20 protein-coding genes, 2 tRNA genes and 1 rRNA gene are annotated in these 22629 nt (G+C 46.9%); 21 read left to right on the forward strand and 2 right to left on the reverse strand.

Annotated features, from left to right (window positions below; all coding sequences use genetic code 11):
- Positions 1–83 precede the first annotated feature (83 nt).
- The 7 genes from QRD89_RS00400 to QRD89_RS00430 all read left to right on the forward strand — a co-directional run bounded on the left by QRD89_RS00400 (position 84) and on the right by QRD89_RS00430 (position 5246).
- Positions 84–1664, forward strand: a complete 1581-nt coding sequence (locus tag QRD89_RS00400) for a putative polysaccharide biosynthesis protein (RefSeq protein ID WP_286096096.1) — start codon at positions 84–86, stop codon at positions 1662–1664.
- On the forward strand, positions 1661–3127 hold the full coding sequence (gene yabN / locus QRD89_RS00405; RefSeq protein ID WP_286096097.1) for a bifunctional methyltransferase/pyrophosphohydrolase YabN: 1467 nt from the start codon (positions 1661–1663) through the stop codon (positions 3125–3127). The genes QRD89_RS00400 and yabN overlap by 4 nt, the downstream gene beginning before the upstream one ends.
- A gap of 3 nt (positions 3128–3130) precedes the next feature.
- Positions 3131–3391 carry an RNA-binding S4 domain-containing protein gene (locus QRD89_RS00410; protein ID WP_008633497.1) on the forward strand — a complete coding sequence of 87 codons (261 nt, stop codon included), beginning with the start codon at positions 3131–3133 and terminating at the stop codon, positions 3389–3391.
- A 130-nt stretch (positions 3392–3521) separates the two neighbouring features.
- On the forward strand, positions 3522–3797 hold the full coding sequence (gene yabP, locus QRD89_RS00415) for a sporulation protein YabP (RefSeq protein ID WP_026577056.1): 276 nt from the start codon (positions 3522–3524) through the stop codon (positions 3795–3797).
- The gene (gene yabQ / locus QRD89_RS00420; protein WP_008633502.1) at positions 3794–4384 is read left to right on the forward strand and encodes a spore cortex biosynthesis protein YabQ; all 591 of its coding nucleotides are present in this window, start codon (positions 3794–3796) and stop codon (positions 4382–4384) included. The genes yabP and yabQ overlap by 4 nt, the downstream gene beginning before the upstream one ends.
- Positions 4385–4400: 16 nt before the next feature.
- Positions 4401–4784 carry an FtsB family cell division protein gene (locus QRD89_RS00425; protein WP_008633504.1) on the forward strand — a complete coding sequence of 128 codons (384 nt, stop codon included), beginning with the start codon at positions 4401–4403 and terminating at the stop codon, positions 4782–4784.
- A 75-nt stretch (positions 4785–4859) separates the two neighbouring features.
- Entirely contained in the window at positions 4860–5246 is a 387-nt protein-coding gene (locus QRD89_RS00430; protein WP_008633506.1) for a S1 domain-containing RNA-binding protein, read from the forward strand.
- A 162-nt stretch (positions 5247–5408) separates the two neighbouring features.
- On the opposite strand, the gene QRD89_RS00435 is transcribed toward QRD89_RS00430, so the two are convergent.
- Together QRD89_RS00435 and QRD89_RS00440 are read right to left on the reverse strand one after the other, a co-directional pair.
- Positions 5409–5480 (reverse strand) — tRNA-Glu (locus QRD89_RS00435).
- Positions 5481–5501: 21 nt separating this feature from the next.
- A tRNA-Met gene (locus QRD89_RS00440) sits at positions 5502–5578 on the reverse strand.
- A gap of 276 nt (positions 5579–5854) precedes the next feature.
- Here QRD89_RS00440 and spoIIE point away from each other — a divergent pair.
- The 14 genes from spoIIE (at position 5855) to QRD89_RS00510 (ending at position 22557) form a co-directional block, all read left to right on the forward strand.
- On the forward strand, positions 5855–8296 hold the full coding sequence (gene spoIIE, locus QRD89_RS00445; RefSeq protein ID WP_026577055.1) for a stage II sporulation protein E: 2442 nt from the start codon (positions 5855–5857) through the stop codon (positions 8294–8296).
- 31 nt (positions 8297–8327) lie between these two features.
- Positions 8328–9095 (forward strand): vWA domain-containing protein, encoded by a 768-nt coding sequence (locus QRD89_RS00450; protein ID WP_255358545.1) that lies wholly within the window; start codon positions 8328–8330, stop codon positions 9093–9095.
- Positions 9076–9999 carry a serine/threonine protein kinase PrkT gene (gene prkT, locus QRD89_RS00455; RefSeq protein WP_286096099.1) on the forward strand — a complete coding sequence of 308 codons (924 nt, stop codon included), beginning with the start codon at positions 9076–9078 and terminating at the stop codon, positions 9997–9999. Before QRD89_RS00450 ends, prkT begins: the two co-directional genes overlap by 20 nt.
- A gap of 80 nt (positions 10000–10079) precedes the next feature.
- Entirely contained in the window at positions 10080–11474 is a 1395-nt protein-coding gene (tilS, locus tag QRD89_RS00460) for a tRNA lysidine(34) synthetase TilS (protein ID WP_286096100.1), read from the forward strand.
- An 11-nt stretch (positions 11475–11485) separates the two neighbouring features.
- A complete protein-coding gene (hpt, locus tag QRD89_RS00465; RefSeq protein ID WP_008633516.1) occupies positions 11486–12025 on the forward strand; it encodes a hypoxanthine phosphoribosyltransferase in 540 nt (179 codons plus the stop codon).
- Positions 12026–12142: 117 nt separating this feature from the next.
- Positions 12143–14185 carry an ATP-dependent zinc metalloprotease FtsH gene (ftsH, locus tag QRD89_RS00470; protein WP_008633518.1) on the forward strand — a complete coding sequence of 681 codons (2043 nt, stop codon included), beginning with the start codon at positions 12143–12145 and terminating at the stop codon, positions 14183–14185.
- Positions 14186–14313: 128 nt separating this feature from the next.
- On the forward strand, positions 14314–15105 hold the full coding sequence (locus QRD89_RS00475) for a type III pantothenate kinase (RefSeq protein ID WP_008633519.1): 792 nt from the start codon (positions 14314–14316) through the stop codon (positions 15103–15105).
- A gap of 5 nt (positions 15106–15110) precedes the next feature.
- Positions 15111–15995 carry an Hsp33 family molecular chaperone HslO gene (gene hslO / locus QRD89_RS00480; RefSeq protein WP_008633523.1) on the forward strand — a complete coding sequence of 295 codons (885 nt, stop codon included), beginning with the start codon at positions 15111–15113 and terminating at the stop codon, positions 15993–15995.
- Positions 15996–16209: 214 nt separating this feature from the next.
- Positions 16210–17136, forward strand: a complete 927-nt coding sequence (gene cysK, locus QRD89_RS00485; RefSeq protein WP_008633525.1) for a cysteine synthase A — start codon at positions 16210–16212, stop codon at positions 17134–17136.
- Between the two features lie 180 nt (positions 17137–17316).
- A complete protein-coding gene (gene folP / locus QRD89_RS00490) occupies positions 17317–18087 on the forward strand; it encodes a dihydropteroate synthase (RefSeq protein ID WP_081594773.1) in 771 nt (256 codons plus the stop codon).
- Positions 18080–18445, forward strand: coding sequence for a dihydroneopterin aldolase (folB, locus tag QRD89_RS00495; protein WP_008633527.1), 366 nt, complete (start codon positions 18080–18082; stop codon positions 18443–18445). Before folP ends, folB begins: the two co-directional genes overlap by 8 nt.
- Positions 18442–18942, forward strand: a complete 501-nt coding sequence (gene folK, locus QRD89_RS00500) for a 2-amino-4-hydroxy-6-hydroxymethyldihydropteridine diphosphokinase (RefSeq protein ID WP_008633528.1) — start codon at positions 18442–18444, stop codon at positions 18940–18942. The genes folB and folK overlap by 4 nt, the downstream gene beginning before the upstream one ends.
- A gap of 202 nt (positions 18943–19144) precedes the next feature.
- Complete coding sequence (gene lysS, locus QRD89_RS00505) at positions 19145–20629, forward strand: lysine--tRNA ligase (protein ID WP_008633529.1); 1485 nt, start codon at positions 19145–19147, stop codon at positions 20627–20629.
- 364 nt (positions 20630–20993) lie between these two features.
- Positions 20994–22557, forward strand: a 16S ribosomal RNA gene (locus QRD89_RS00510).
- Positions 22558–22629 lie beyond the last annotated feature (72 nt).

Below are 22629 nucleotides of genomic sequence, written 5' to 3' on the forward strand. Positions count from 1 at the left end.
AGGTCCGAGCGGGTTAAGGGATCTGACCTTTTCATATGGTATAATGAAAGCTTCGAATATACATAAGAAAGAAAGGTTTCGCAATGACTCATACACGTTCCAACTCCTTTCTAAAAGGAGCTTTCATCTTAACTCTCGCCGGTTTGATCAGCAAAGTCATCAGTGCAGGTTACAGAATTCCTCTTCAAAATTTGACGGGAGATATCGGTTTTTATATTTATCAGCAGGTTTACCCTATTCTGGGTGTTGCACTTCTGCTGGGACTCTATGGATTTCCTGCGGCTATTTCTGTATTAGTTGCTGAAAAAGGAGAACGGCCGCTGTCGATTCCTTCCTTCTATCTTCCGGTTTTTGGGTACATGTCGGGTTTGTGTCTGTTGATTTTTAGTGCGGGTTATTTAATGGCATCTGATCTCGCTTCGGTGATGGGCGATACGCGCCTGGTTTCCGCGCTGCGCGCATCTTTTGCCGTATTCCTGCTTGTTCCTTTTGCAGCTATCTTCCGGGGCGTCTTTCAAGGGCGGGGGAACATGGGGCCCACGGCGATTTCGCAAATTACAGAGCAGCTCTTGCGGGTAGGGCTTATTCTCGCTGCCGCTATTTCTGTAATGAGGGGCGGAGAAGTGTACCGGATCGGGCTTGGTGCCGCCGCTGGATCCATGCTTGGTGCCTTTGGTGCTGCGGTGCTTCTGTACGTATGGTTTAGAAAGACCCCTTCCTTTTGGACGTGGGAGCGTTCTTCGGTCGACCCGAAGATGGGGAGGAGGATCCTGCTCAACGGGATTTTCATCTGTTTGAATTATATGTTATTGATATCTCTTCAGCTCATAGATGCGTTTACCATGATACCTGGTCTAATGGACAACGGATTCAGTGTAAGGGAAGCCCGGGAGGCAAAAGGGGTCTTTGACCGCGGCCAGCCGCTCGTTCAGTTAGGGACGGTCCTTGCATCTTCCCTTGCACTCGCTGTTCTGCCGTCCATCAATCGAAAACGATGGGAGAAAGAAAAAAGCGCGGTAGAAAGGGATGCGTTTCGGGCAGTAAAATTTACTCTCATAATCGCTGCAGGCGCAGCAGTGGGACTGATGTATCTGTTTCGGGACATCAACATTTCCTTCTTTCGGGATGAAGCAGGAACCGGTCCACTCCGAGTGTTTATGTTTGTTATCATTTTCAGTTCGTTGATCATCACCCTGTCCTCTATCCTGCAGGGGCTGGGATATATGAGACAGACAGCTGGGATCCTGGTGATAGGGGTAGTTGTGAAGACGCTTGGCAACTTAGTGTGGATACCTGCGTTCGGTGTCTATGGCACAGCGGTTTCATCCATAATAGCTGTTGCTTTCGTTTTAGTGGGAAATATCGTACTCTTAAGGCAAGAGATCCCATGGAGGAAATGGTTCGCATTACCTTGGCGGGCTGTCTTTGTTTCTGCTTCCGGGATGGTTGTCGGTCTGTGGATTATTGATGCCGTTTTACCATATGTGAATATATCAGGAAGCCGTATCTGGCTGTTATTATTTGTGCTTGTGAGAGTAGGTGTCGGTGCTGCTCTTTACTTATTGCTCCTGCTTAAGTGCGGATGTTTCACAAGAGTGGAAGTGGCCGCACTGCCGGCCCGGAGATGGTTGATGAAATTGTTGCCGAAAGGAATGAAAGAATGAACACGATTAGAGTAATCGGGCTTGGTGCTGCGGAATTGAATCAGCTCCCGCTCGGAATTTACCGTGCGTTGATCCATGCCGAATCACCGGTTTATATGAGGACGAAAGAACACCCGGTCGTCCACGAATTGGAGAAGGAGGGGCTGGCATTTCGCAGCTTTGATGATGTATATGAGTCTCATCAGCAGTTTGGGGATGTCTACAAGGAAATCGTAGACATGTTGGTCGAGGCATCCGCAGAAGGGGATCTTCTCTATGTGGTACCTGGACATCCAATGCTTGCAGAACGAACGACTCAGCTCCTTTTGGAGAAAAGGGAAGCGGGAATCATCGCTGTAGAAATACTGGGGGGACAGAGTTACCTGGATGCTACCTTTTCGGCACTGGAAATCGATCCTGTAGAAGGATTTCAATTTCTGGATGCCACTGCTTTGAAGCGGGAAGAACTGCAATATTTAAATCACATTATTCTCTGCCAGGTCTACGACAGTATGATTGCATCAGAAGTGAAACTGACGCTGCTGGAAGACCTGCCTGCCAGTCATCCCGTGACGGTGGTAACGGCGGCGGGAAGCTCTGCAGAGAAGCTTACGACTGTACCTCTGGAGGAACTGGACCGCCATGTGGAAGTAGACAACCTTACGAGTGTCTATGTTCCTCCTCTGGAGAGGGAGCGCCTTAACCATCAATTCTTCCGCCTCCGGGAAGTGATCCGCATTTTAAGAAGTCCGGAAGGTTGTCCTTGGGACAGGAAGCAGACGCACGAATCTCTGCGCAAATATATGATTGAAGAAGCATATGAATTTATAGACGCGGTTAATCGTGTGGATGATGAGAATATGATTGAAGAGCTCGGAGATGTCCTGCTTCAAGTCATGCTTCACAGTCAAATTGGAGAAGATGAAGGATTTTTCACAATCGATGACGTAATTATATCCATAACGGATAAAATGATCCGTCGTCATCCTCATGTATTCGCTGATGAGGAAGCTCGGGATGCGGAGGAAGTGTTGACCAACTGGGAAGCAATCAAACAGGAAGAGAAGGGAGCGGCTCCTGCCTCTATTCTGGATAGTGTCCCGGAGAGCTTCCCTGGATTGCTGCAGGCACAAGAGCTCCAGAAGAAAGCCGCCAAGGTTGGATTCGACTGGGATTCGGCGGAACCCGTAATAGAGAAGGTGAACGAAGAATGGGCGGAATTCCTCGAAGCGCGTGATGCCGGAGATGAAGTAGAGATGGAGAAGGAATTCGGTGATTGGTTGTTTGCAATCGCTAATCTGGCGAGGCATTACAAGATAAGTGGGGAGAATGCTCTTCAAAGAACCAACCGCAAGTTCCGGACGAGGCTGTCATTAATGGAAACAGCGGCTGGTCAGCAGGGGCGTAAGCTGGAAGACTACGATCTTGATTCGCTGGAAGCATTGTGGGTAGAAGCGAAAGCAAAAAATAAAGGAGCGGAATAACAGATGCGTTTAGATAAATTCTTGAAGATTTCCAGGTTGATCAAGCGGCGTACACTGGCTAAAGAAGTAGCGGATCAAGGCAGAATCAGCATCAATGGATCTCAAAGCAAGGCAGCAAGCAACGTAGCCGTCGGCGATGAATTGACGATCCAGTTCGGTCAGAAAATCTTGACCATTGAAGTGAAGTCTCTCAAGGAAAACGTAACAAAGGATGAAGCGACGACACTTTATGAAATTAAGAAAGAAGAACCGGTGAAACAATAATGCTGTTCTTATCCCGCTGTCCATGAGGACGGCGGGTTTTTCTTCTTGTTCTATTCTCCTGTTTCTTTTCATAGGTTGTACTAGAGAAGGAGGGTGTGAATCAATGGAAGGTTACGATAAGAACAATGGTATGCGCACACAGCAGGCAGAACATAATGTGAAGGTTTGGAACCGGAGAAATATAGAAATCACTGGTGTGAAAGAAGTGGACAGCTTCGACAGCGAGGAGTTCTTACTTCAGACATCCATGGGATACCTCGTCGTCCGCGGGCAGAATCTACAAATGAAGAATCTCGATTTGGACTCCGGTGTGGTGGCCATCAAGGGTAAAATGCATGAGATGACATACCTGGACGAACACCAAGGGGAGAAAGCTAAAGGACTATTTAGCAAGCTCTTCAAATGACGCTCACGGTACAGTTCATCACCATCCTCTCTATGATTGTGGGAGGGATGGGGGTGGGAGCCTCCATGGACACATTCGAGCGCATCTTCGGCCGGCGTAATAAACGCGCGTGGCGGGAGGTTTTTTATCAGCTTGGTTTCTGGTTCGTTCAGGCGGTATTTTTGTTTTATTTGCTGTACCTGGCTAACTATGGTGAGCTTAGAGTCTATGTATTCCTGGCGATTCTCTGTGGATTTTCCGCCTATCGTGCATTGTTTCAGAAGGTTTACTTAAGAGCGCTTGAAGCTTGGATCCGCTTATGGCTCGGAATTTGGAATGCTGTGAAAAAGCTGGTGTACTATGTGCTTTTCCTTCCATCGAAATCCATCATTTTCCTTATTATTTCTTTACTTCTTGGCGTTTATAAGATACTTTTAAAGGGTATCATTCTATTGTTTCTTGTCATATTTTATCCGATCCGGTTAATTTTACGAGTGATTTGGCGACTTGTGCCGAAAAACATGAAAAATTACTTAAGGAAAACAGCAGGTTTTTTGGATAAAATAAAGAATACATGGAACAAGTGGATAAAACGATTAAAGAGGTAAAGGAGGCAGAGCCTGCATGGCAAAGAGACAGTCGGAGTCAGTAGCACGCATGGATTCTACATACATGAAGCACTACGATGCTTACATGGACAGACACCAGCGTAAGAAGAAACGCTTGATTCGTCGTCTTGTTATGTTTGCCTTGTTAGTGACGGTCGTTGCCGGCTCCATGGGTGTGTATCACTGGAAACAGCAATCCGTGTATGCCGAAAAGAACGAACAGTACGAACAACTTCAGCAAGAGATGGCCGCTTTGAAAAAAGAGGAAAATGGGCTGGAACAGGAGATCGAGCTGTTAAATGATGAAGATTATGTTCTGCAGATAGCCAGAACGAACTATTTCTTCTCCAAAGAAGGCGAAATTATCTTTAAAATGCCTAATGAGGACCCGTCTTATTGACACTCTTTTCAAAGCTTATATATAATATGTAGGAACGATACTTTTATCGAAAACTTAAGGAGGAGCATTTTTTTTATGTCAATTGAAGTAGGCAGCAAGCTGCAGGGTAAGGTAACGGGAATCACTAATTTCGGAGCTTTCGTCGAGCTTCCAGATGGTAAGACGGGTCTAGTTCACATTAGTGAAGTTGCCGACAACTATGTCAAAGACATTAATGAGCACTTGAGCCAGGGCGACCAGGTGGAAGTGAAAGTCATTAATGTTGGAGATGACGGTAAGATCGGCCTTTCCATAAAAAAGGCAAAAGAGAACCAGAATCGTCGTCCGCCAAAACCTCGTAAACCGGTAGAGTCTTTTGAACAGAAGATGAACCGTTTTATCAAGGATAGCGACGAGCGTTTAGCATCACTGAAAAAGCACACGGAATCCAAACGTGGAGGTCGAGGTGCTAAAAGAGGATAGCTTGCTGTCTAGGACAATGAGTAAAAGGTGCGCGTCTTCATAACTTATAGAAAAAGCAGATCCGATGGCGGATCTGCTTTTTTGCTGCTTATCTTTCTATGCGAAAGAAAAAAGCACGTCTCCATAGGGAGACGTGCTTTTTTAGGACAAGAATGCTTTCGATGACCCGTACGGGATTCGAACCCGTGTTACCGCCGTGAAAGGGCGGTGTCTTAACCGCTTGACCAACGGGCCTTTATGTATTTGAAAAAATAATGGTAGCGGCGGAGGGAATCGAACCCACGACCTCACGGGTATGAACCGTACGCTCTAGCCAGCTGAGCTACACCGCCATATTTTTAAATAGTTATCTCAAAGGCACAAGAAATATAGTACACCATGATAAAAAAAGTGTCAACAACAAATAAAAATATCAGATAAGTCTGTCTATTTCGCTAGGGAATGAAGGAGGTTTATGGGGGAGAAGGGGGTTGGACCTGAGACATTTTGTAGAAACTCCATCCGTTCGTGGGAAAACCATCGAAGTTTTTGTTTCTGCTCTCCTGTTGTTTTGACAAAATGCTTGTTCTTGCTGTGGTTTAATAGGTTTCACAAAGGAGTGGTGATAGATGTTGGGTACTGTATCAAAACGGGAAAGTCGTCAGGCTGTTCGAGGATCAGGAATTGTACAAGGTTTACAGAAGGTTTCTTTCGGAACGTTCTCCTTCATGGCGAACAAAGGCGTGTTCCACATGCTTCTTGCACTACTACTGGGACGAGCGATTATATTATCGTCCATGGCCCCTTTCGGTGTTGCGTTCCTGGCCGTGATCTGGTGGTTGAAGCGGCCGCTGGTTATACCGGTCACCATTATGATGGCTGCTGGAGCTTCTACATACAGCTACAGTCATGCGGGGTTTATCGTCGGAGCGTCGCTGGCTTTTTTGCTCTTAAGTCTGGGAGTGCGCAAAACAAGTCACCCCCAGAGATGGCTGCCGGCACTCGCCTTGATTGCCAGTCTCATACCAAGGACCGTCAGTCTGGCACTGCTCGATCGCTGGCAGCTTTACGAAATTACATTAATGGCGGCAGAAGGGGTATTGAGCTTCATCCTTGTACTAATCTTTATGCAGAGTCTTCCGATTTTAACACCACAAAGATATCAACCTACGTTAAAGAATGAAGAGATTGTTTGTTTGATCATATTGTTAGCTTCTGTATTGACAGGCATGATCGGTTGGCAGATTCAAGGGGTAGCAGTTGTGGATATATTTGCACGGTACTTAGTTGTTTTGTTGGCCTATATCGCGGGGGCGGCGATCGGGTCGACGGTAGGAGTCGTGACAGGACTCGTATTAAGTTTGTCTAACATGGATCATATCTATCAAATGAGCCTGCTTGCATTCTCGGGCTTGCTGGGTGGTTTATTGAAAGAAGGGAAGAAGCTGGGGGTGAGTGCTGGGCTCATCGTCGGCACCCTTCTTATCGGCTTTTATATGAACAGTGGGGCAGGTCTGCCGTCTTCTCTGTGGGCGTCTGCGTGGGCGGTGGCTTTGTTTATATTGACTCCGAATTCATGGGTGACACAATTATCGAAATACATTCCGGGAACGGAAGAACATCATTCAGAGCAGCAAAAATATTTGCAGAAGGTTAGAGATGTGACGGCTGTACGCGTCGGAAAGTTTTCCGACGTATTTCAGGCGTTATCGAAGAGTTTCACATTGGAACAGCCGAAAGTAGACGAAGGACAAGCGGAGGAGGTCGATTATTTTCTCAGTCATGTAACGGAGAAAACGTGTCAGTCGTGCTTTAAGAAGGAGAAATGCTGGGTGAGTAAGTTCGACGACACCCATGATTTAATGACTGATCTGATGCATGAGCTGGATGAGAAGGGGGAACCGAGCCGGCTCTTAAGGAAAAATGTAGACCAGCACTGTGTGAAATCACAGAAGCTGATCGATACGATGAATCATGAATTATCTTTCTATCATGCTAATAAGCAGCTGAAGCGGCAGGTGATGGAGAGCCGCAAATTCGTAGCGGAGCAGCTGCAGGGTGTATCAGAGGTCATGAATAATTTCGCCAAAGAGATTGTAAAGGAGCGGGAGCAGCACGAACATAAAGAACAGATCATTTATCATGCACTGGAACGAATGGGGATGATTATTCAGAAACTTGAAATCTACTCGCTTGATGAAGGAAACATGGACTTGGAGTTAATTGTAGAAATTGAGAATTACCGCGGAGAAGGATCCAAGATCATTGCGCCGGTATTGTCCGATATCTTAGGGGAGACGATTGTTGTGACGATGGAGGAGATTTCTCCTTATCCGAACGGCCGGTGTTATTTATCTTTTGGTTCGGCAAAGCATTATTCGATTGAATCAGGCGTCGCACACGCGGCAAAAGGAGGAGGGTTCATATCCGGTGACAGTTACACCATGATGGAATTGGGCAGAGGGAAATATGCCCTTGCAATCAGTGATGGGATGGGGAATGGGGAGCGGGCACATGAAGAAAGTATGGAAACGCTCCGGCTGCTGAAACAAATTCTGCAGTCAGGGATTCAGGAGTCTGTCGCGATCCAGTCCATTAATTCCATTCTATCTCTACGTACGAATGATGAAATCTTCTCTACTCTCGATTTAGCGGTGATCGACCTGCATAAGGCGACATCCAAATTTATTAAGGTAGGAAGCACACCGAGCTTTATCAAACGAGGCGGGCAGATCCTTACTGTGGAGTCAGGAAACCTGCCAATGGGAATTATCCCGGAAGTCGACGTCGATATGACGAGTGAACAATTGAAAGCGGGAGATTTCCTTATCATGATGAGCGACGGGATTTTGGAAGGTCCGAAACAGCTGGATGATGTGGAATTGTGGCTCAAGCATCGGATCAAAGGTATAACAGAGAAAGACCCGCAGATTATCGCGGATCTTTTATTAGAAGAAGTTATTCGCGCCCAAGCAGGAACGATCGATGATGATATGACGATTATCGTCGCCAGAATTGATCGGTATATGCCGGAGTGGTCCTCCATTCCAGCAGAGAAAAAAGAGGCGTGATTTAGTATATATTTCCTCCGTTTCGGCGAAGCTGAGAGCAACGAAACAGGAGGGATCCAACATGAAACCAGGCCGACTGAAGCAGATTCTTTTATTAACGGATGGTTGCTCAAACCACGGAGAAGACCCGATTGCTGTAGCAGCACTTGCCAGGAATCAGGGCATAACGGTCAATGTGATTGGCGTTCTTGACGATCGTCAGAACGGACAACCTCAGGGGCTTGAGGAAGTAGAGTCCATTGCAGAGGCGGGTGGAGGCGTCAGTCAAATTGTTTATCAACAAAGTTTGTCCCAAACCGTGCAGATGGTGACGAGACAAGCCATGACCCAAACGATACAAGGAGTCGTTAATAAAGAATTGCAGGAGATCCTCGGAAAGAGCCAGACGATTGAGGAATTACCTCCGGAACAGCGGGGGGAAGTCGTGGAGGTGGTGGATGAGCTTGGAGAAAGTTGTGATTTGGAAGTTCTCGTGCTTGTCGACACGAGTGCAAGCATGCATCACAAGCTGCCGACGGTCAAAGATGCATTGTATGACTTATCCTTAAGTTTGAATGCAAGAACCGGATCGAATCAGTTCAGCGTCTACACGTTCCCTGATCCGAAGCGAACCATCAAACGCATGGTGGATTGGACGCCGGAACTAGGGGAAATCAACGGCATTTTCTCCAAATTGAACAGTGGAGGGTACACACCGACTGGACCTGCACTGAAAGAGGCGATCTATGCGTTTGCCGAAAAGCCATTATTCCGTACGATGCGAGATGAGGTCGATCCTTATGAAGAAACAGGTAATTAATCTTCAACCTGGAGCGAAGGTGACAGGAAAGTGGAATGGAAAAACCTACACAATCATCCGAGAGCTGGGCTCGGGTGCTTGTGGTACGGTTTTTTTGTGCCGGAATGAAAATGGGCGCAAGTACGCCTTGAAGGCGGGAGAGGACAGCTCGCGCATGATGATGGAAGTGAATATGCTGAAGAAGTTCAGCAAGGTCCAAGGGGTCAAGCTTGGGCCTTCTTTTGTTGACGTCGATGATTGGACAAGAATAGGCGGAAAGGCTATGCCTTTCTATGTCATGGAATATATAGACGGAATTCCTTTAGAACAATTCCTTAAAGGAAAGACGAAAGACTGGATCGGTATATGTACACTGCAGCTTCTCAGTGATTTGGATCATCTCCATCAGGCAGGCTATGTATTTGGCGATTTAAAAACGGACAACCTCCTTATGTCCGCTTCCAAAGTTCGTTGGATCGATGTAGGAGGTGTGACAGCATTGGGAAGAGCGATCAAGGAGTATACCGAGTTTTATGACAGGGGGTACTGGGGGATGGGATCGAGAAGGGCGGAACCATCTTACGACCTCTTCGCTGTAACGATGATTATGATGGAGATGGCGTACCCGAAGCGGTTCGAACGAGGCTCCAGTCCAAAGAAGACACTGGAAAATAAGCTGCAGCAGGCAGATCTTCTAAAACCATATCGGCGTTTCATACAAGATTGTTGGAGAGGCAGATACATTAATTCCCGGGAAATGAAGCAGGCTCTTTCTGGCGTATTGATGAGCAGCAAGAAAGCTCAAAACAACCAGACACGTTATGTCAGACGAAAGAAAGAGGATATGGAAACAAAGGAGTGGACCGTATTTTCCCTCGTATCTGCTCTTCTTTTCGGGGTGTCGATAATAAGTTTCTTTATTTAGTGGGTATTCTTTTGCAGATAGATCGAAGAGTGATACGATAGGATTAGTTAGATTGAAATTACAGACAGGAGGTACATGTCATGGATCGCAATGTTCGTGCATTCATCACGAAACATCAGTTGATACAGCCTCACCAAGTGGTGTTGGCAGCTGTATCGGGCGGTCCGGATTCTCTGGCACTTCTGCACTTCTTGAATCTCCTGCGTGAGGACATCCCTTTCCGGCTGACGGCGCTTTCGGTTGACCATGGCCTGCGAGGGGTCCAGTCTCAGGAGGACCTCTTGTTCGTGGAGCGTATATGCAGGGAGTGGGAAATCGAATTTGTCGGAACTTCCGTGGATGTACAAACGTACAAAGAATGGACAGGGAAAGGAACCCAGGAAGCGGCGCGAGATTTACGCTATCGTTTTTTCGAGGAGATGATGGAAGCACATGATGCCGATGTGCTTGCTACAGGGCATCACGGGGATGATCAGGCAGAAACGATGGTTATGCAGATGGTCAGGGGTGCAAGGCCGGAAGCACTCCAGGGGATGCCGCTTGAGCGGCCTTTCAGTACGGGAAGAATTATCCGCCCGCTCCTGGGAGTATCCAAACAGGATATTGCCGCTTATCTGGATAGGCACGGTATCGAGGCGAAGCACGATCCTTCAAACGAACAGACGGATTATACACGGAATGCTTTTCGTAAGTATGTATTGCCCTTCATGAAAGAGCAGAACCCGAAGCTGCATGAACACATGCAGGCGTGGAGTGAGAGGGCGAGGGAAGAGAGAACGTACATAAGGAAACAGGCCGAAGAAGTGCTGAAAACCGTACATTTTTCTACAAATGTTGAGAAATTCGTACAATTGTCTGTGCGAACATTCAAAACCTTCCCGCCAGCTTTACAAAGGACTGCCTTTCATCTAATATTGAACTATCTGTATGTGAAGCAGACCGAAGACATATCTTACCTGCATGAAGATCTGTTTCTAGACCTGTTAAAAGGTGAAAAATCAAACGTAATGCTGGACTTCCCGGGCGGTTTGAAAGTTGTCCGTGCCTATGATGAAGTCACGCTCTCTTTCCAAAAGAAAAGCGGATCAGCCCCCTATCGGTTCCAGCTGGAACCCGGCGGGCATGTCGTTACACCCGACGGCTCGGTGGTGGAGGCGGAGTGGACAGAAACGTTGGATACTAAAGGTCATACTATGTACATATGTGATACCGCTCACGTAGAGCTGCCGTTAATCGTCCGTTCCAGGAAGAATGGAGATCGGATCAGGTTGAAAGGAATGGACGGATCGAAAAAGGTAAAAGATATTTTTATCGATCAGAAGGTTCCTGCTGCATTGCGTGATTCCTGGCCGATTGTTACGGACCAGACTGGAAAGATCATATGGGTGGCAGGTCTAAGAGGAAGCGGGACTCCCGTAGACCCTTCATCAGGTACATGGCTTCGGTTACATTATAAAAACAAAGCAGACACGTAGGAGGAGCAATCATGCATAACGACATTGAAAAGGTCTTGATTTCCGAAGAGGAGATTCAGGAGAAGTGTAAAGAATTGGGAGCCCAATTGACAGAGGAATATAACGGGCGCTTTCCGCTGGCAATCGGAGTGCTGAAGGGTGCAACCCCATTCCTGACAGACCTTTTGAAACGTGTAGAAACGCATCTGGAAATGGACTTTATGGATGTTTCCAGTTATCACGGAGGTATGGAATCTTCCGGAGAAGTCAAGATTGTAAAAGACTTGGACACGAAAGTGGAAGGTCGCGACATCTTGATCGTTGAGGATATTATCGACAGTGGAAGAACACTTGCTTACTTAGTGGACCTGTTTAAGTACCGCAAAGCCAAATCCATTAAAATTGTAACGTTACTGGACAAACCGACCGGCCGAAGTGCTGACATTAAGGCGGATACAGTAGGGTTCCGTGTTCCTGATGAGTTTGTCGTAGGATACGGATTGGATTACCAGGAGAAATACCGCAATCTTCCATATGTAGGTGTCTTGAAGCCGGAAGTCTATGGCGGCTGATCGTAGTAGTTTTTCGCAGAGCGTCAACTCTTTGTCATCAAGGGTAATTAGTTGTATCGTCCGTTTTTTGTATGGTAGTATTTACTATAGTTTTTCTCGTTTGGGAGGAGGTAGGCAATGAACCGGATATTTCGTAACACCTTATTTTATTTACTTATCTTCCTCGTTGTAATCGGCGTAGTCGGTCTATTCCGAGGGCAAGGTGATGCGCAACAAGAGTTAAATGTCAATGAGTTTTACGATAAATTGAATAACGGTGATATTGAGGAGATGACGATCCAGCCTGTCAATGGGGTGTTTCGTGTCAGTGGTCAGTTAGAAGGTGCGGCTGAAGGGGAAGGATCCTTCACTGCTAACATCCCTGCTAACGATGAAGTGATTTCGAACATTACACAGACGGCTCAGGAACAAAGTGTTCTGAATGTGGAAGAAGAAGAGCAGCCTAGTGCATGGGTGACATTCTTGACCTCCATTATTCCGTTCATCATTATCTTCATCTTATTCTTCTTCTTGCTTAATCAGGCTCAGGGCGGCGGAAGCCGTGTTATGAACTTCGGTAAGAGCAAGGCGAAGATGTATTCCGAAGAGAAGAAAAAAGTACGATTTAAAGACGTTGCCGGAGCAGATGAAGAGAAGCAGGAGCTTGTAGAGGTCGTAGACTTCTTGAAAGACCCTCGCAAATTCTCTGCTGTCGGAGCGCGTATTCCTAAAGGGGTTCTATTAGTGGGGCCTCCTGGTACTGGTAAGACATTGCTGGCCCGTGCTGTTGCAGGGGAAGCGGGAGTGCCGTTCTTCTCTATCAGTGGTTCTGATTTTGTTGAAATGTTTGTCGGTGTCGGTGCTTCCCGTGTTCGTGACTTGTTCGAGAATGCGAAGAAGAACGCACCTGGTATCATCTTCATCGATGAGATCGATGCAGTCGGTCGTCAGCGTGGAGCAGGTCTTGGTGGAGGTCACGATGAACGTGAACAGACACTGAACCAGCTTCTTGTAGAGATGGATGGTTTCGGCGTGAACGAAGGAATCATCATCATCGCGGCTACCAACAGACCTGATATTCTGGACCCTGCACTACTGCGTCCAGGTCGTTTCGACCGTCAGATTACGGTAGATCGTCCGGATGTCAAAGGTCGGGAAGCAGTCTTGGGCGTTCATGCGAAGAACAAGCCGTTGGCTGAAAATGTCGACTTGAAGACGATTGCATTGCGTACACCGGGATTCTCAGGTGCAGACCTTGAGAACCTCTTGAACGAAGCAGCTCTTGTAGCTGCCCGTGGAGATAAGAAACAGGTTGATATGGATGATGTCGATGAAGCGATCGATCGCGTCATTGCAGGACCTGCTAAGAAGAGCCGTGTCATTTCCAAGAAAGAACGTGACATCGTTGCTCACCATGAAAGTGGTCACACGGTAATCGGTATGGTGCTTGATGATGCCGATATGGTTCACAAAGTTACCATCGTTCCTCGTGGCCAAGCCGGCGGTTATGCCGTAATGCTTCCGAAAGAAGATCGTTACTTCATGACGAAGCCGGAACTGTTCGATAAGATTACAGGTTTGCTGGGTGGACGTGTTGCTGAGGAAATCATTTTCGGTGAAGTGAGTACAGGTGCTCATAACGACTTCCAGCGTGCGACTAACATCGCTCGTAAGATGGTTACCGAGTACGGAATGAGCGAGAAACTCGGTCCGCTTCAGTTCGGTTCCAATTCAGGCGGTCAAGTATTCTTGGGCCGTGATATCCAAAATGAACAGAACTATAGTGATCAAATCGCTTATGAAATCGATCAGGAAGTTAAAAACTTCATTGAATATTGCTATGACCGTGCGAAGACGATTCTTACCGAGAACAAGGATAAGTTGGAGTTAATCGCGCAGACATTGTTGGATATTGAGACGCTTGATGCTGTCCAAATCCGTTCCCTTTTCGACAAAGGGCGTTTACCTACGGATGAAGAACTGGAAGCACTTGCACAGGAAAACAATGCGAAGATAAAAAATAACACCTCTTCTGTTGATGAGGACGTACGCGTGAACATCCAGTCTAAAGATGAGGAAAATGTACAGGAAACAGATACCGTGAAAGAGGAAAAAGAAGCAGACACAGCGGAGCAAGAGGGAGATAACCATTCCCCTGATTCCGAAGACCGTCGTTCTTAATCTGATTTAACCAGGCCACACCAGCTCATGACCCGAGCGGTGTGGCTTTTCCTGTGCCGCAGAAGCGCGCGGGAACCGTTGTTGTGATATGATGGTAGCCGAAGGAAACGATGCGGGAGGCTATACGTATGAATTTTGTCCTTGATGTGGGAAATACCAATACAGTACTAGGTGTATTCGAAGGGGATACATTAAAATATCAGTGGAGGATCAAGACGGATCGTCATAAAACAGAAGATGAATTCGGAATGCTCATCAAGTCTTTGTTCGATCATGAAGGTCTTCGCTTTGAAGATATGGACGGAGTCATTATTTCTTCTGTTGTTCCGCCCATAATGTTTGCACTGGAGCGCATGTCTCGTTATTATTTTAAAAAGCAGCCGATGATCATCGGAGATGGTCATGTGGATCACGGCCTTGAGATGAAATACCCGAACCCGGAAGAGATCGGAGCGGATCGGGTCGTGAATGCTGTCGGTGCAAAAGACGAATATGATCTGCCGCTGGTCATCATTGATTTCGGAACGGCAACGACGTATTGTTACATTAATGCGGAAGGGGAATATTTGGGAGGGGCTATTGCCCCGGGAATAAATATTTCCATGGAGGCATTGTATGCCAAGGCTGCCAAGCTTCCTAAGATCGAAATTAAGAAACCGGAACAAGTCATCGGCCAAAGCACAGTTGAAGCAATGCAGTCCGGTGTGTTTTATGGGTATGTCGGTCAAGTGGATGAAGTGGTAAGGCGGATGAAGGAAACAGCGGAACAAACCCCTACGGTAATCGCAACGGGAGGTCTAGCCAACTTAATTGCGGGTCAGTCCCGGACGATCGACCATGTAGATCCTTATCTGACTTTGAAAGGTCTGCATAAGATATATCAGCGCAACAAAGAAAAAGAAGTATTTAAAGGAGAATGATCAGCATGTCCGATTATTTAGTGCGTGCAATAGCTTTTGACGGTCAGGTCAGAGCGTTTGCAGTTAAGTCTACAGATACAGTGGAAGAAGCAAGACGCAGGCAGGACACGTGGGCGACGACATCTGCCGCGCTGGGAAGAACGCTGACAGTCAGTTCCATGATGGGTGCTATGCTCAAAGGGGAAGACAAACTGACCGTTAAAGTAGAAGGAGACGGCCCGGCTGGACCAATCGTCGCAGATGCCAATGCCAAAGGAGAAGTCCGTGGATATATTAAAAATCCACATGTCGATTTCGATTTGAATGAAAAAGGAAAGCTGGATGTGCGCCGTGCGGTCGGTACATCCGGTACATTGAGTATCGTTAAGGATCTGGGGATGAAAGATCACTTCACCGGTCAGGTTCCTATTGTTTCCGGTGAAATCAGTGAGGACTTCACGTATTACTTTGCAACATCGGAACAAGTTCCTTCTGCTGTAGGCGCTGGAGTATTAGTGAATACAGACCACACCATCCTTGCTTCGGGCGGCTTTATTATTCAAATGATGCCTGGGGCGGATGAAGAGACAACGAGTTTGATTGAGAAACGACTGTCGGAAATGCCGGCAATCTCTTCTCTAGTGCGTGATGGGAAATCACCGGAAGAAATTCTGTATGCCCTTCTAGGGGAAGAAAATGTACGTGTGTTGGATTCGATGCCGATTAAATTCCAATGTCACTGCTCAAGAGAGCGTGTCGAAATGGCGCTTTCAAGTCTTGGTAACGAAGAAATTGAACGTATGATTGAGGAAGATAAAGGAGCCGAAGCGAAGTGTCATTTTTGTAATGAGGAATATCACTTCGGCGTGGACGAATTAGAAGCATTGAAATCAACGTCTTCTGATTCATAATTCGTACCGGAGAATATTAAGTTTGAAATGGCGGGTGATTGTGATCCGCCATTTCTTTTATTATAAGGAGAAGCGCTCCTTATGGACCATGCAATGCAGTTTGACTCAAAGGAAAAATAAGTCGAAATAATGATTGAAATGTTTGACAATTGACGTTTTTTTAAGTACATTAGGTTTAAATCCTATAAAAATACTTGGTTTTAGGAGTGAATGTATGAGAATCGTAAATAATGTTACAGAGTTGGTTGGACAAACGCCTTTAGTTAAATTGAACGGAAGCGCAGATGCAGACAGTGCAGACGTTTACTTGAAGCTTGAGTACATGAATCCCGGGAGTTCCGTGAAAGACCGGATTGCCCTTTCTATGATAGAAGAGGCCGAGAAGGCCGGACGTCTGAAAGCTGGAGATACCATCGTCGAACCGACAAGCGGTAATACTGGTATCGGTCTTGCGATGATCGCTGCAGCTAAAGGTTACAAAGCAATTCTGGTTATGCCTGATACGATGAGTCAAGAACGTCGTAACTTACTGCGTGCGTATGGTGCGGATCTTGTTCTCACTCCTGGTAGTGATGGAATGAAGGGCGCGATTAAAAAAGCGGCAGAACTGGAAGAGAAGCACGGTTATTTCATGCCGCAACAATTCAATAACGAAGCAAATCCACTTGTTCATGAAAGAACGACAGGACCGGAAATCGTGGAGCAGATGGGCGATCAGTTGGATGCCTTTGTTGCAGGGATTGGTACTGGAGGAACAATCACCGGAGCTGGTAAAGTACTCAAGGAAAAATATCCGGATATTAAGATTTATGCTATTGAACCGGAAGAGTCTCCGGTATTGTCCGGAGGGAGTCCGGGGCCGCACAAGATTCAGGGAATCGGAGCAGGTTTTGTTCCCGGCATCTTGGACACAGAAGTTTATGATGAAGTGGTCACTGTGTCGAAGGATGATTCGTTTGCTGCAGCAAGAGATGCTGCAAGGAAAGATGGAATCCTTGGCGGAATCTCTTCCGGAGCTGCGATTCACGTAGCCAAACAAGTGGCGAAGAAGCTTGGTAAAGGGAAAAAAGTCGTAGCGATTATTCCGAGTAATGGGGAGCGCTACCTGTCTACACCACTTTATCAATTCGACGAAGAGTAAATAATGGGAACTGCACTCCTTTTGAAGGGGTGCAGTTTTTTTATATAAGAAGTTCCTGATAGAAATTAAAAAATGTTGTAAGATAGGGGAAGAAATTATTTGGAAACGAGGGAATCAAGCGTGGCTTTTACATTAGAGACACCTCAGAAGACATTTACGTTGAATGAACGGACACATGTTATGGGAATATTGAATGTAACCCCGGACTCCTTTTCGGACGGGGGACTATACAATGATATGGATGATGCTGTAAGACAAGCAGTCAGAATGGAAGAAGCCGGTGCGGATATTATTGATATAGGGGGCGAATCCACACGCCCAGGGCATGCGCCTGTTTCAGAAGAAGAAGAACTGGCACGGGTGTTGCCGATTATTAAAGCTGTTACTCGCGCTGTGCATATTCCGGTCTCTATTGATACGTATAAGGCGGAAGTGGCTAAACAGGCAGTAGAAGCAGGGGCCTCCATTATTAATGATGTATGGGGCGCAAAGAAAGAACCGGAAATTGCCGACGTTGCTGCCCGCTATGATGTACCGATTATCCTTATGCATAACCGTACAGACAAAACGTACGGATCCTTAATCGAAGATATGAAATCAGATTTGAAACAGAGTGTGGCCATCGCGAAGGAAGCGGGCGTAAAAGACCACCAGATTATTCTTGATCCAGGTATCGGTTTCGCCAAAACGCAGGAAGATAATCTTGTAGTCATGCGTCATTTAAATGACTTTCACGAGCTGGGTTATCCGATTCTTCTTGCCACATCAAGAAAGTCTTTTATTGGAACGGTGCTGGATCTTCCGAAGGATCAACGCATGGAGGGAACTGGTGCAACGGTTTGTTTTGGGATCTCGCAAGGCGTACATATGGTACGTGTCCATGATGTAGAGCCAATAGTGAAAATGACGAAGATGATGGATGCTATGATAGGAGTGAAGAAGAATGGATAAAATTTATCTTAATCAAATGGAGTTCTGGGGATATCACGGCCTTTTTCCGGAAGAAAATAAATTGGGACAGCGATTTTATGTCGACCTGCAGCTGGAATTGGACTTGAAACCGGCATCGACCAGTGATGATATGACCAAATCTATAGACTACGGCGCTGTTTATGAAGTGACGAAGAAGGTTGTGGAAGGGGAGGCATATCGTTTGGTCGAGACGCTGGTAGAGAAAATAGCTGCGGAACTCTTTCTCTCTTTCGACCTGTTAGAAGCATGTACGGTCAAAGGGTACAAACCGGACCCGCCGATCCCGGGGCATTATGACTCTGTTGCTGTTGAGATTCACAGGAGCCGCCATTCATGAGAAATATCGCCTTCATTGCATTAGGATCCAATATTAATACAAGAGAAGAGTTCCTTCAGGACGCGCTGACTCTCCTGGATGAACACGCATCGATTCAAATTACTAATAAGTCCGCCGTCTATGAAACTGCCCCTGTGGGGTACACGGATCAAGCGGACTTTCTTAATATGGTCATCCGAGTGGAAACAGATCTTGCTCCTTCTCCCTTATTGGCATACTGCCAGGTGATAGAAGAAGAATTGGGCAGAAGGAGAGTAGTGAAATGGGGGCCGAGGACGATCGATCTTGACATTTTGTTGTATAATCAGGAAGGTGTGAACGAGGAACACTTGAAGATTCCTCATCCATATATGCAAGATCGGGCCTTTGTGATGGTTCCTCTCGTAGATATCAGCTGCGATGTTGTTCTTCCTCATTTAAACCGCAAGGCTCAGGATGTGCTGGAGCGAATTCCGGAGGCAGAACGCGCAGAGGTGAAAAGGTGGGGGAATCTTTGAGAGTTACAGTCATAAACAGCAGCTCGGGGTGGAAGGATACATTTTCCGGAAACCGTGTTTGCGCTTTTCGTGCCTCTTGAATCGTTGACACGACCATAGGACTTTTTTATACTAAATCTTAGTTAGATACTGCCAGTCCAATACTGGCAGTTTTTATTATTGTAACGGAGTTAACCTAAAGATAAAGAATGGAGTGATCATAATGGCGGAAGAACTAAATGAACATATGCGGGTGCGGCGCGATAAGATGGATACACACCGTGAGAAAGGGATGGATCCTTTCGGTGACAAATTCGAACGTACCGATTCTGCTCAAGAACTTATAGAGAAATACGACCAGTTTACGAAAGATGAATTGGAAGAGAAACAGCTTCCTGCTACTATAGCGGGCCGTATTATGACGAAACGCGGAAAAGGAAAAGCTGGATTTACTCATATCCAGGATCTTTCCGGTCAAATCCAACTGTATGTCCGTAAAGATGAAATCGGTGATGAAGCGTACGACGTTTTCAAAGCGGCCGATCTTGGAGATATCGTAGGTGTCAGCGGCGTTATGTTCAAAACGAACGTAGGAGAGCTTTCGGTAAAAGCTAGTGAGTTCCAACTACTGACTAAGTCACTTCGTCCATTGCCGGAGAAGTTTCATGGTCTGCAGGACGTGGAACAGCGTTACCGTCAACGTTATCTTGATCTCATTACCAACCCGGAAAGCCGCGATACATTCGTGCTGCGCAGTAAGATCATCCAGTCTATGCGCCGGTACTTAGACGGCCTCGGCTTCTTGGAAGTGGAAACACCACTTATGCACGGGATTGCAGGTGGTGCATCGGCACGTCCATTCATCACGCACCATAATGCCTTGGACATGCAGCTGTACATGCGTATCGCTATCGAACTTCATCTGAAGCGTCTAATCGTGGGAGGATTGGAGAAGGTATATGAGATCGGTCGAGTTTTCCGTAATGAAGGGGTGTCTACCCGCCATAACCCGGAATTTACAATGATCGAGTTATATGAGGCTTATGCGGATTACCAGGATATCATGGCTCTTACTGAAAATATGGTTGCTCACATAGCGAAAGAAGTGCTGGGAACGACTAAAGTGATGTACAACGATGAAGAGATTGACCTGGAGCCTGAATGGGCACGTCTGCATATGGTCGACGCTATTAAAGAATATACTGGCGTAGATTTCTGGGAACAGATGTCTGATGAACGTGCGAAAGAACTTGCTGAAGAGCATGGTATTGAGATTAAAGATACGATGACTTTCGGTCATATTGTAAATGAATTCTTTGAGCAGCGTGTAGAAGAGAAATTGATTCAGCCGACCTTTATCTACGGGCATCCGATCGAAATCTCACCGTTGGCTAAAAAGAACCGTGAAGATGAACGCTTCACGGATCGCTTCGAATTGTTTATTGTAGGAAGGGAGCACGCGAATGCTTTCTCCGAGTTGAATGATCCAATCGATCAGCGCCAGCGCTTTGAAGCTCAATTGAAAGAAAGAGAAGAAGGTAACGATGAAGCACACATGATGGATGAGGACTTCCTGGAGGCATTGGAATATGGTATGCCGCCTACAGGAGGACTTGGTATCGGAGTCGACCGCCTTGTTATGCTGTTGACGAACTCCCCGTCTATTCGTGATGTACTGCTGTTCCCTCAAATGAGAAACAAAGAATAAAGGAAGATTGAATTACAAATCTAAGCCCCCGTTTTCAGCGGGGGCTTTTCTTATATACAGGGTTAATTATCTGAATTATTTTATTACAAAAATACGCTTGATAAGGTTTAATATCCATGATATATTATTACTTGTCGCGTTAAGAGAGCGGCGCACCGCACAGAACTTAACGAAACAAAATACAAAAAAGTTGTTGACGGAAACGAAACAACATGTTATATTAGTTAAGTCGCTGTTAAGCGGCAAACAACATTTTGATCTTTGAAAACTGAACGAACCAACCAGTACGTCAAACATTCTTTCTATTATATAGAGAGAATTCAAACAAGCACATTCGGTGTGCAAAATGAGCAAGTCAAACACTTTTATGGAGAGTTTGATCCTGGCTCAGGACGAACGCTGGCGGCGTGCCTAATACATGCAAGTCGAGCGCGGGAAGCGAGCTGATCCCTTCGGGGTGACGCTCGTGGAACGAGCGGCGGACGGGTGAGTAACACGTGGGCAACCTGCCTGTAAGATCGGGATAACTCCGGGAAACCGGGGCTAATACCGGGTAATACTTTCTTTCGCATGAAGGAAAGTTGAAAGATGGCTTCTCGCTATCACTTACAGATGGGCCCGCGGCGCATTAGCTAGTTGGTGAGGTAACGGCTCACCAAGGCGACGATGCGTAGCCGACCTGAGAGGGTGATCGGCCACACTGGGACTGAGACACGGCCCAGACTCCTACGGGAGGCAGCAGTAGGGAATCTTCCGCAATGGACGAAAGTCTGACGGAGCAACGCCGCGTGAACGATGAAGGTCTTCGGATCGTAAAGTTCTGTTGTTAGGGAAGAACAAGTACCGTGCGAATAGAGCGGTACCTTGACGGTACCTAACGAGGAAGCCCCGGCTAACTACGTGCCAGCAGCCGCGGTAATACGTAGGGGGCAAGCGTTGTCCGGAATTATTGGGCGTAAAGCGCGCGCAGGCGGTTCCTTAAGTCTGATGTGAAAGCCCACGGCTCAACCGTGGAGGGTCATTGGAAACTGGGGAACTTGAGGACAGAAGAGGAGAGTGGAATTCCACGTGTAGCGGTGAAATGCGTAGATATGTGGAGGAACACCAGTGGCGAAGGCGACTCTCTGGTCTGTTTCTGACGCTGAGGTGCGAAAGCGTGGGTAGCAAACAGGATTAGATACCCTGGTAGTCCACGCCGTAAACGATGAGTGCTAGGTGTTAGGGGGCTTCCACCCCTTAGTGCTGAAGTTAACGCATTAAGCACTCCGCCTGGGGAGTACGGCCGCAAGGCTGAAACTCAAAGGAATTGACGGGGGCCCGCACAAGCGGTGGAGCATGTGGTTTAATTCGAAGCAACGCGAAGAACCTTACCAGGTCTTGACATCCTTGGACCTCCCTAGAGATAGGGATTTCCCTTCGGGGACCAAGTGACAGGTGGTGCATGGTTGTCGTCAGCTCGTGTCGTGAGATGTTGGGTTAAGTCCCGCAACGAGCGCAACCCCTGATCTTAGTTGCCAGCATTCAGTTGGGCACTCTAAGGTGACTGCCGGTGACAAACCGGAGGAAGGCGGGGATGACGTCAAATCATCATGCCCCTTATGACCTGGGCTACACACGTGCTACAATGGATGGTACAAAGGGCAGCGAAGCCGCGAGGTGTAGCAAATCCCATAAAACCATTCTCAGTTCGGATTGCAGGCTGCAACTCGCCTGCATGAAGCCGGAATCGCTAGTAATCGCGGATCAGCATGCCGCGGTGAATACGTTCCCGGGCCTTGTACACACCGCCCGTCACACCACGAGAGTTGGTAACACCCGAAGTCGGTGAGGTAACCTTTTGGAGCCAGCCGCCGAAGGTGGGACCAATGATTGGGGTGAAGTCGTAACAAGGTAGCCGTATCGGAAGGTGCGGCTGGATCACCTCCTTTCTAAGGATTTAGAACGGAAGCGTACTTGGTTGGTTGTTCAGTTTTGAGAGATCGAAAGATTTCTCTGAACTA

Origin of the sequence: Halobacillus sp. ACCC02827, assembly GCF_030291935.1 — a bacterium.
GTDB lineage: Bacteria > Bacillota > Bacilli > Bacillales > Halobacillaceae > Halobacillus.

Excerpts from the sequence above, each read along its gene's own strand:
- QRD89_RS00400 (WP_286096096.1), top strand. The coding sequence starts at position 84 with ATGACTCATACACGTTCCAACTCCTTTCTAAAAGGAGCTTTCATCTTA.
- yabN (WP_286096097.1), top strand. The coding sequence starts at position 1,661 with ATGAACACGATTAGAGTAATCGGGCTTGGTGCTGCGGAATTGAATCAG.
- QRD89_RS00410 (WP_008633497.1), top strand. The coding sequence starts at position 3,131 with ATGCGTTTAGATAAATTCTTGAAGATTTCCAGGTTGATCAAGCGGCGT.
- yabP (WP_026577056.1), top strand. The coding sequence starts at position 3,522 with ATGCGCACACAGCAGGCAGAACATAATGTGAAGGTTTGGAACCGGAGA.
- yabQ (WP_008633502.1), top strand. The coding sequence starts at position 3,794 with ATGACGCTCACGGTACAGTTCATCACCATCCTCTCTATGATTGTGGGA.
- QRD89_RS00425 (WP_008633504.1), top strand. The coding sequence starts at position 4,401 with ATGGCAAAGAGACAGTCGGAGTCAGTAGCACGCATGGATTCTACATAC.
- QRD89_RS00430 (WP_008633506.1), top strand. The coding sequence starts at position 4,860 with ATGTCAATTGAAGTAGGCAGCAAGCTGCAGGGTAAGGTAACGGGAATC.
- spoIIE (WP_026577055.1), top strand. The coding sequence starts at position 5,855 with ATGTTGGGTACTGTATCAAAACGGGAAAGTCGTCAGGCTGTTCGAGGA.
- prkT (WP_286096099.1), top strand. The coding sequence starts at position 9,076 with ATGAAGAAACAGGTAATTAATCTTCAACCTGGAGCGAAGGTGACAGGA.
- tilS (WP_286096100.1), top strand. The coding sequence starts at position 10,080 with ATGGATCGCAATGTTCGTGCATTCATCACGAAACATCAGTTGATACAG.
- hpt (WP_008633516.1), top strand. The coding sequence starts at position 11,486 with ATGCATAACGACATTGAAAAGGTCTTGATTTCCGAAGAGGAGATTCAG.
- ftsH (WP_008633518.1), top strand. The coding sequence starts at position 12,143 with ATGAACCGGATATTTCGTAACACCTTATTTTATTTACTTATCTTCCTC.
- QRD89_RS00475 (WP_008633519.1), top strand. The coding sequence starts at position 14,314 with ATGAATTTTGTCCTTGATGTGGGAAATACCAATACAGTACTAGGTGTA.
- hslO (WP_008633523.1), top strand. The coding sequence starts at position 15,111 with ATGTCCGATTATTTAGTGCGTGCAATAGCTTTTGACGGTCAGGTCAGA.
- cysK (WP_008633525.1), top strand. The coding sequence starts at position 16,210 with ATGAGAATCGTAAATAATGTTACAGAGTTGGTTGGACAAACGCCTTTA.
- folP (WP_081594773.1), top strand. The coding sequence starts at position 17,317 with ATGGGAATATTGAATGTAACCCCGGACTCCTTTTCGGACGGGGGACTA.
- folB (WP_008633527.1), top strand. The coding sequence starts at position 18,080 with ATGGATAAAATTTATCTTAATCAAATGGAGTTCTGGGGATATCACGGC.
- folK (WP_008633528.1), top strand. The coding sequence starts at position 18,442 with ATGAGAAATATCGCCTTCATTGCATTAGGATCCAATATTAATACAAGA.
- lysS (WP_008633529.1), top strand. The coding sequence starts at position 19,145 with ATGGCGGAAGAACTAAATGAACATATGCGGGTGCGGCGCGATAAGATG.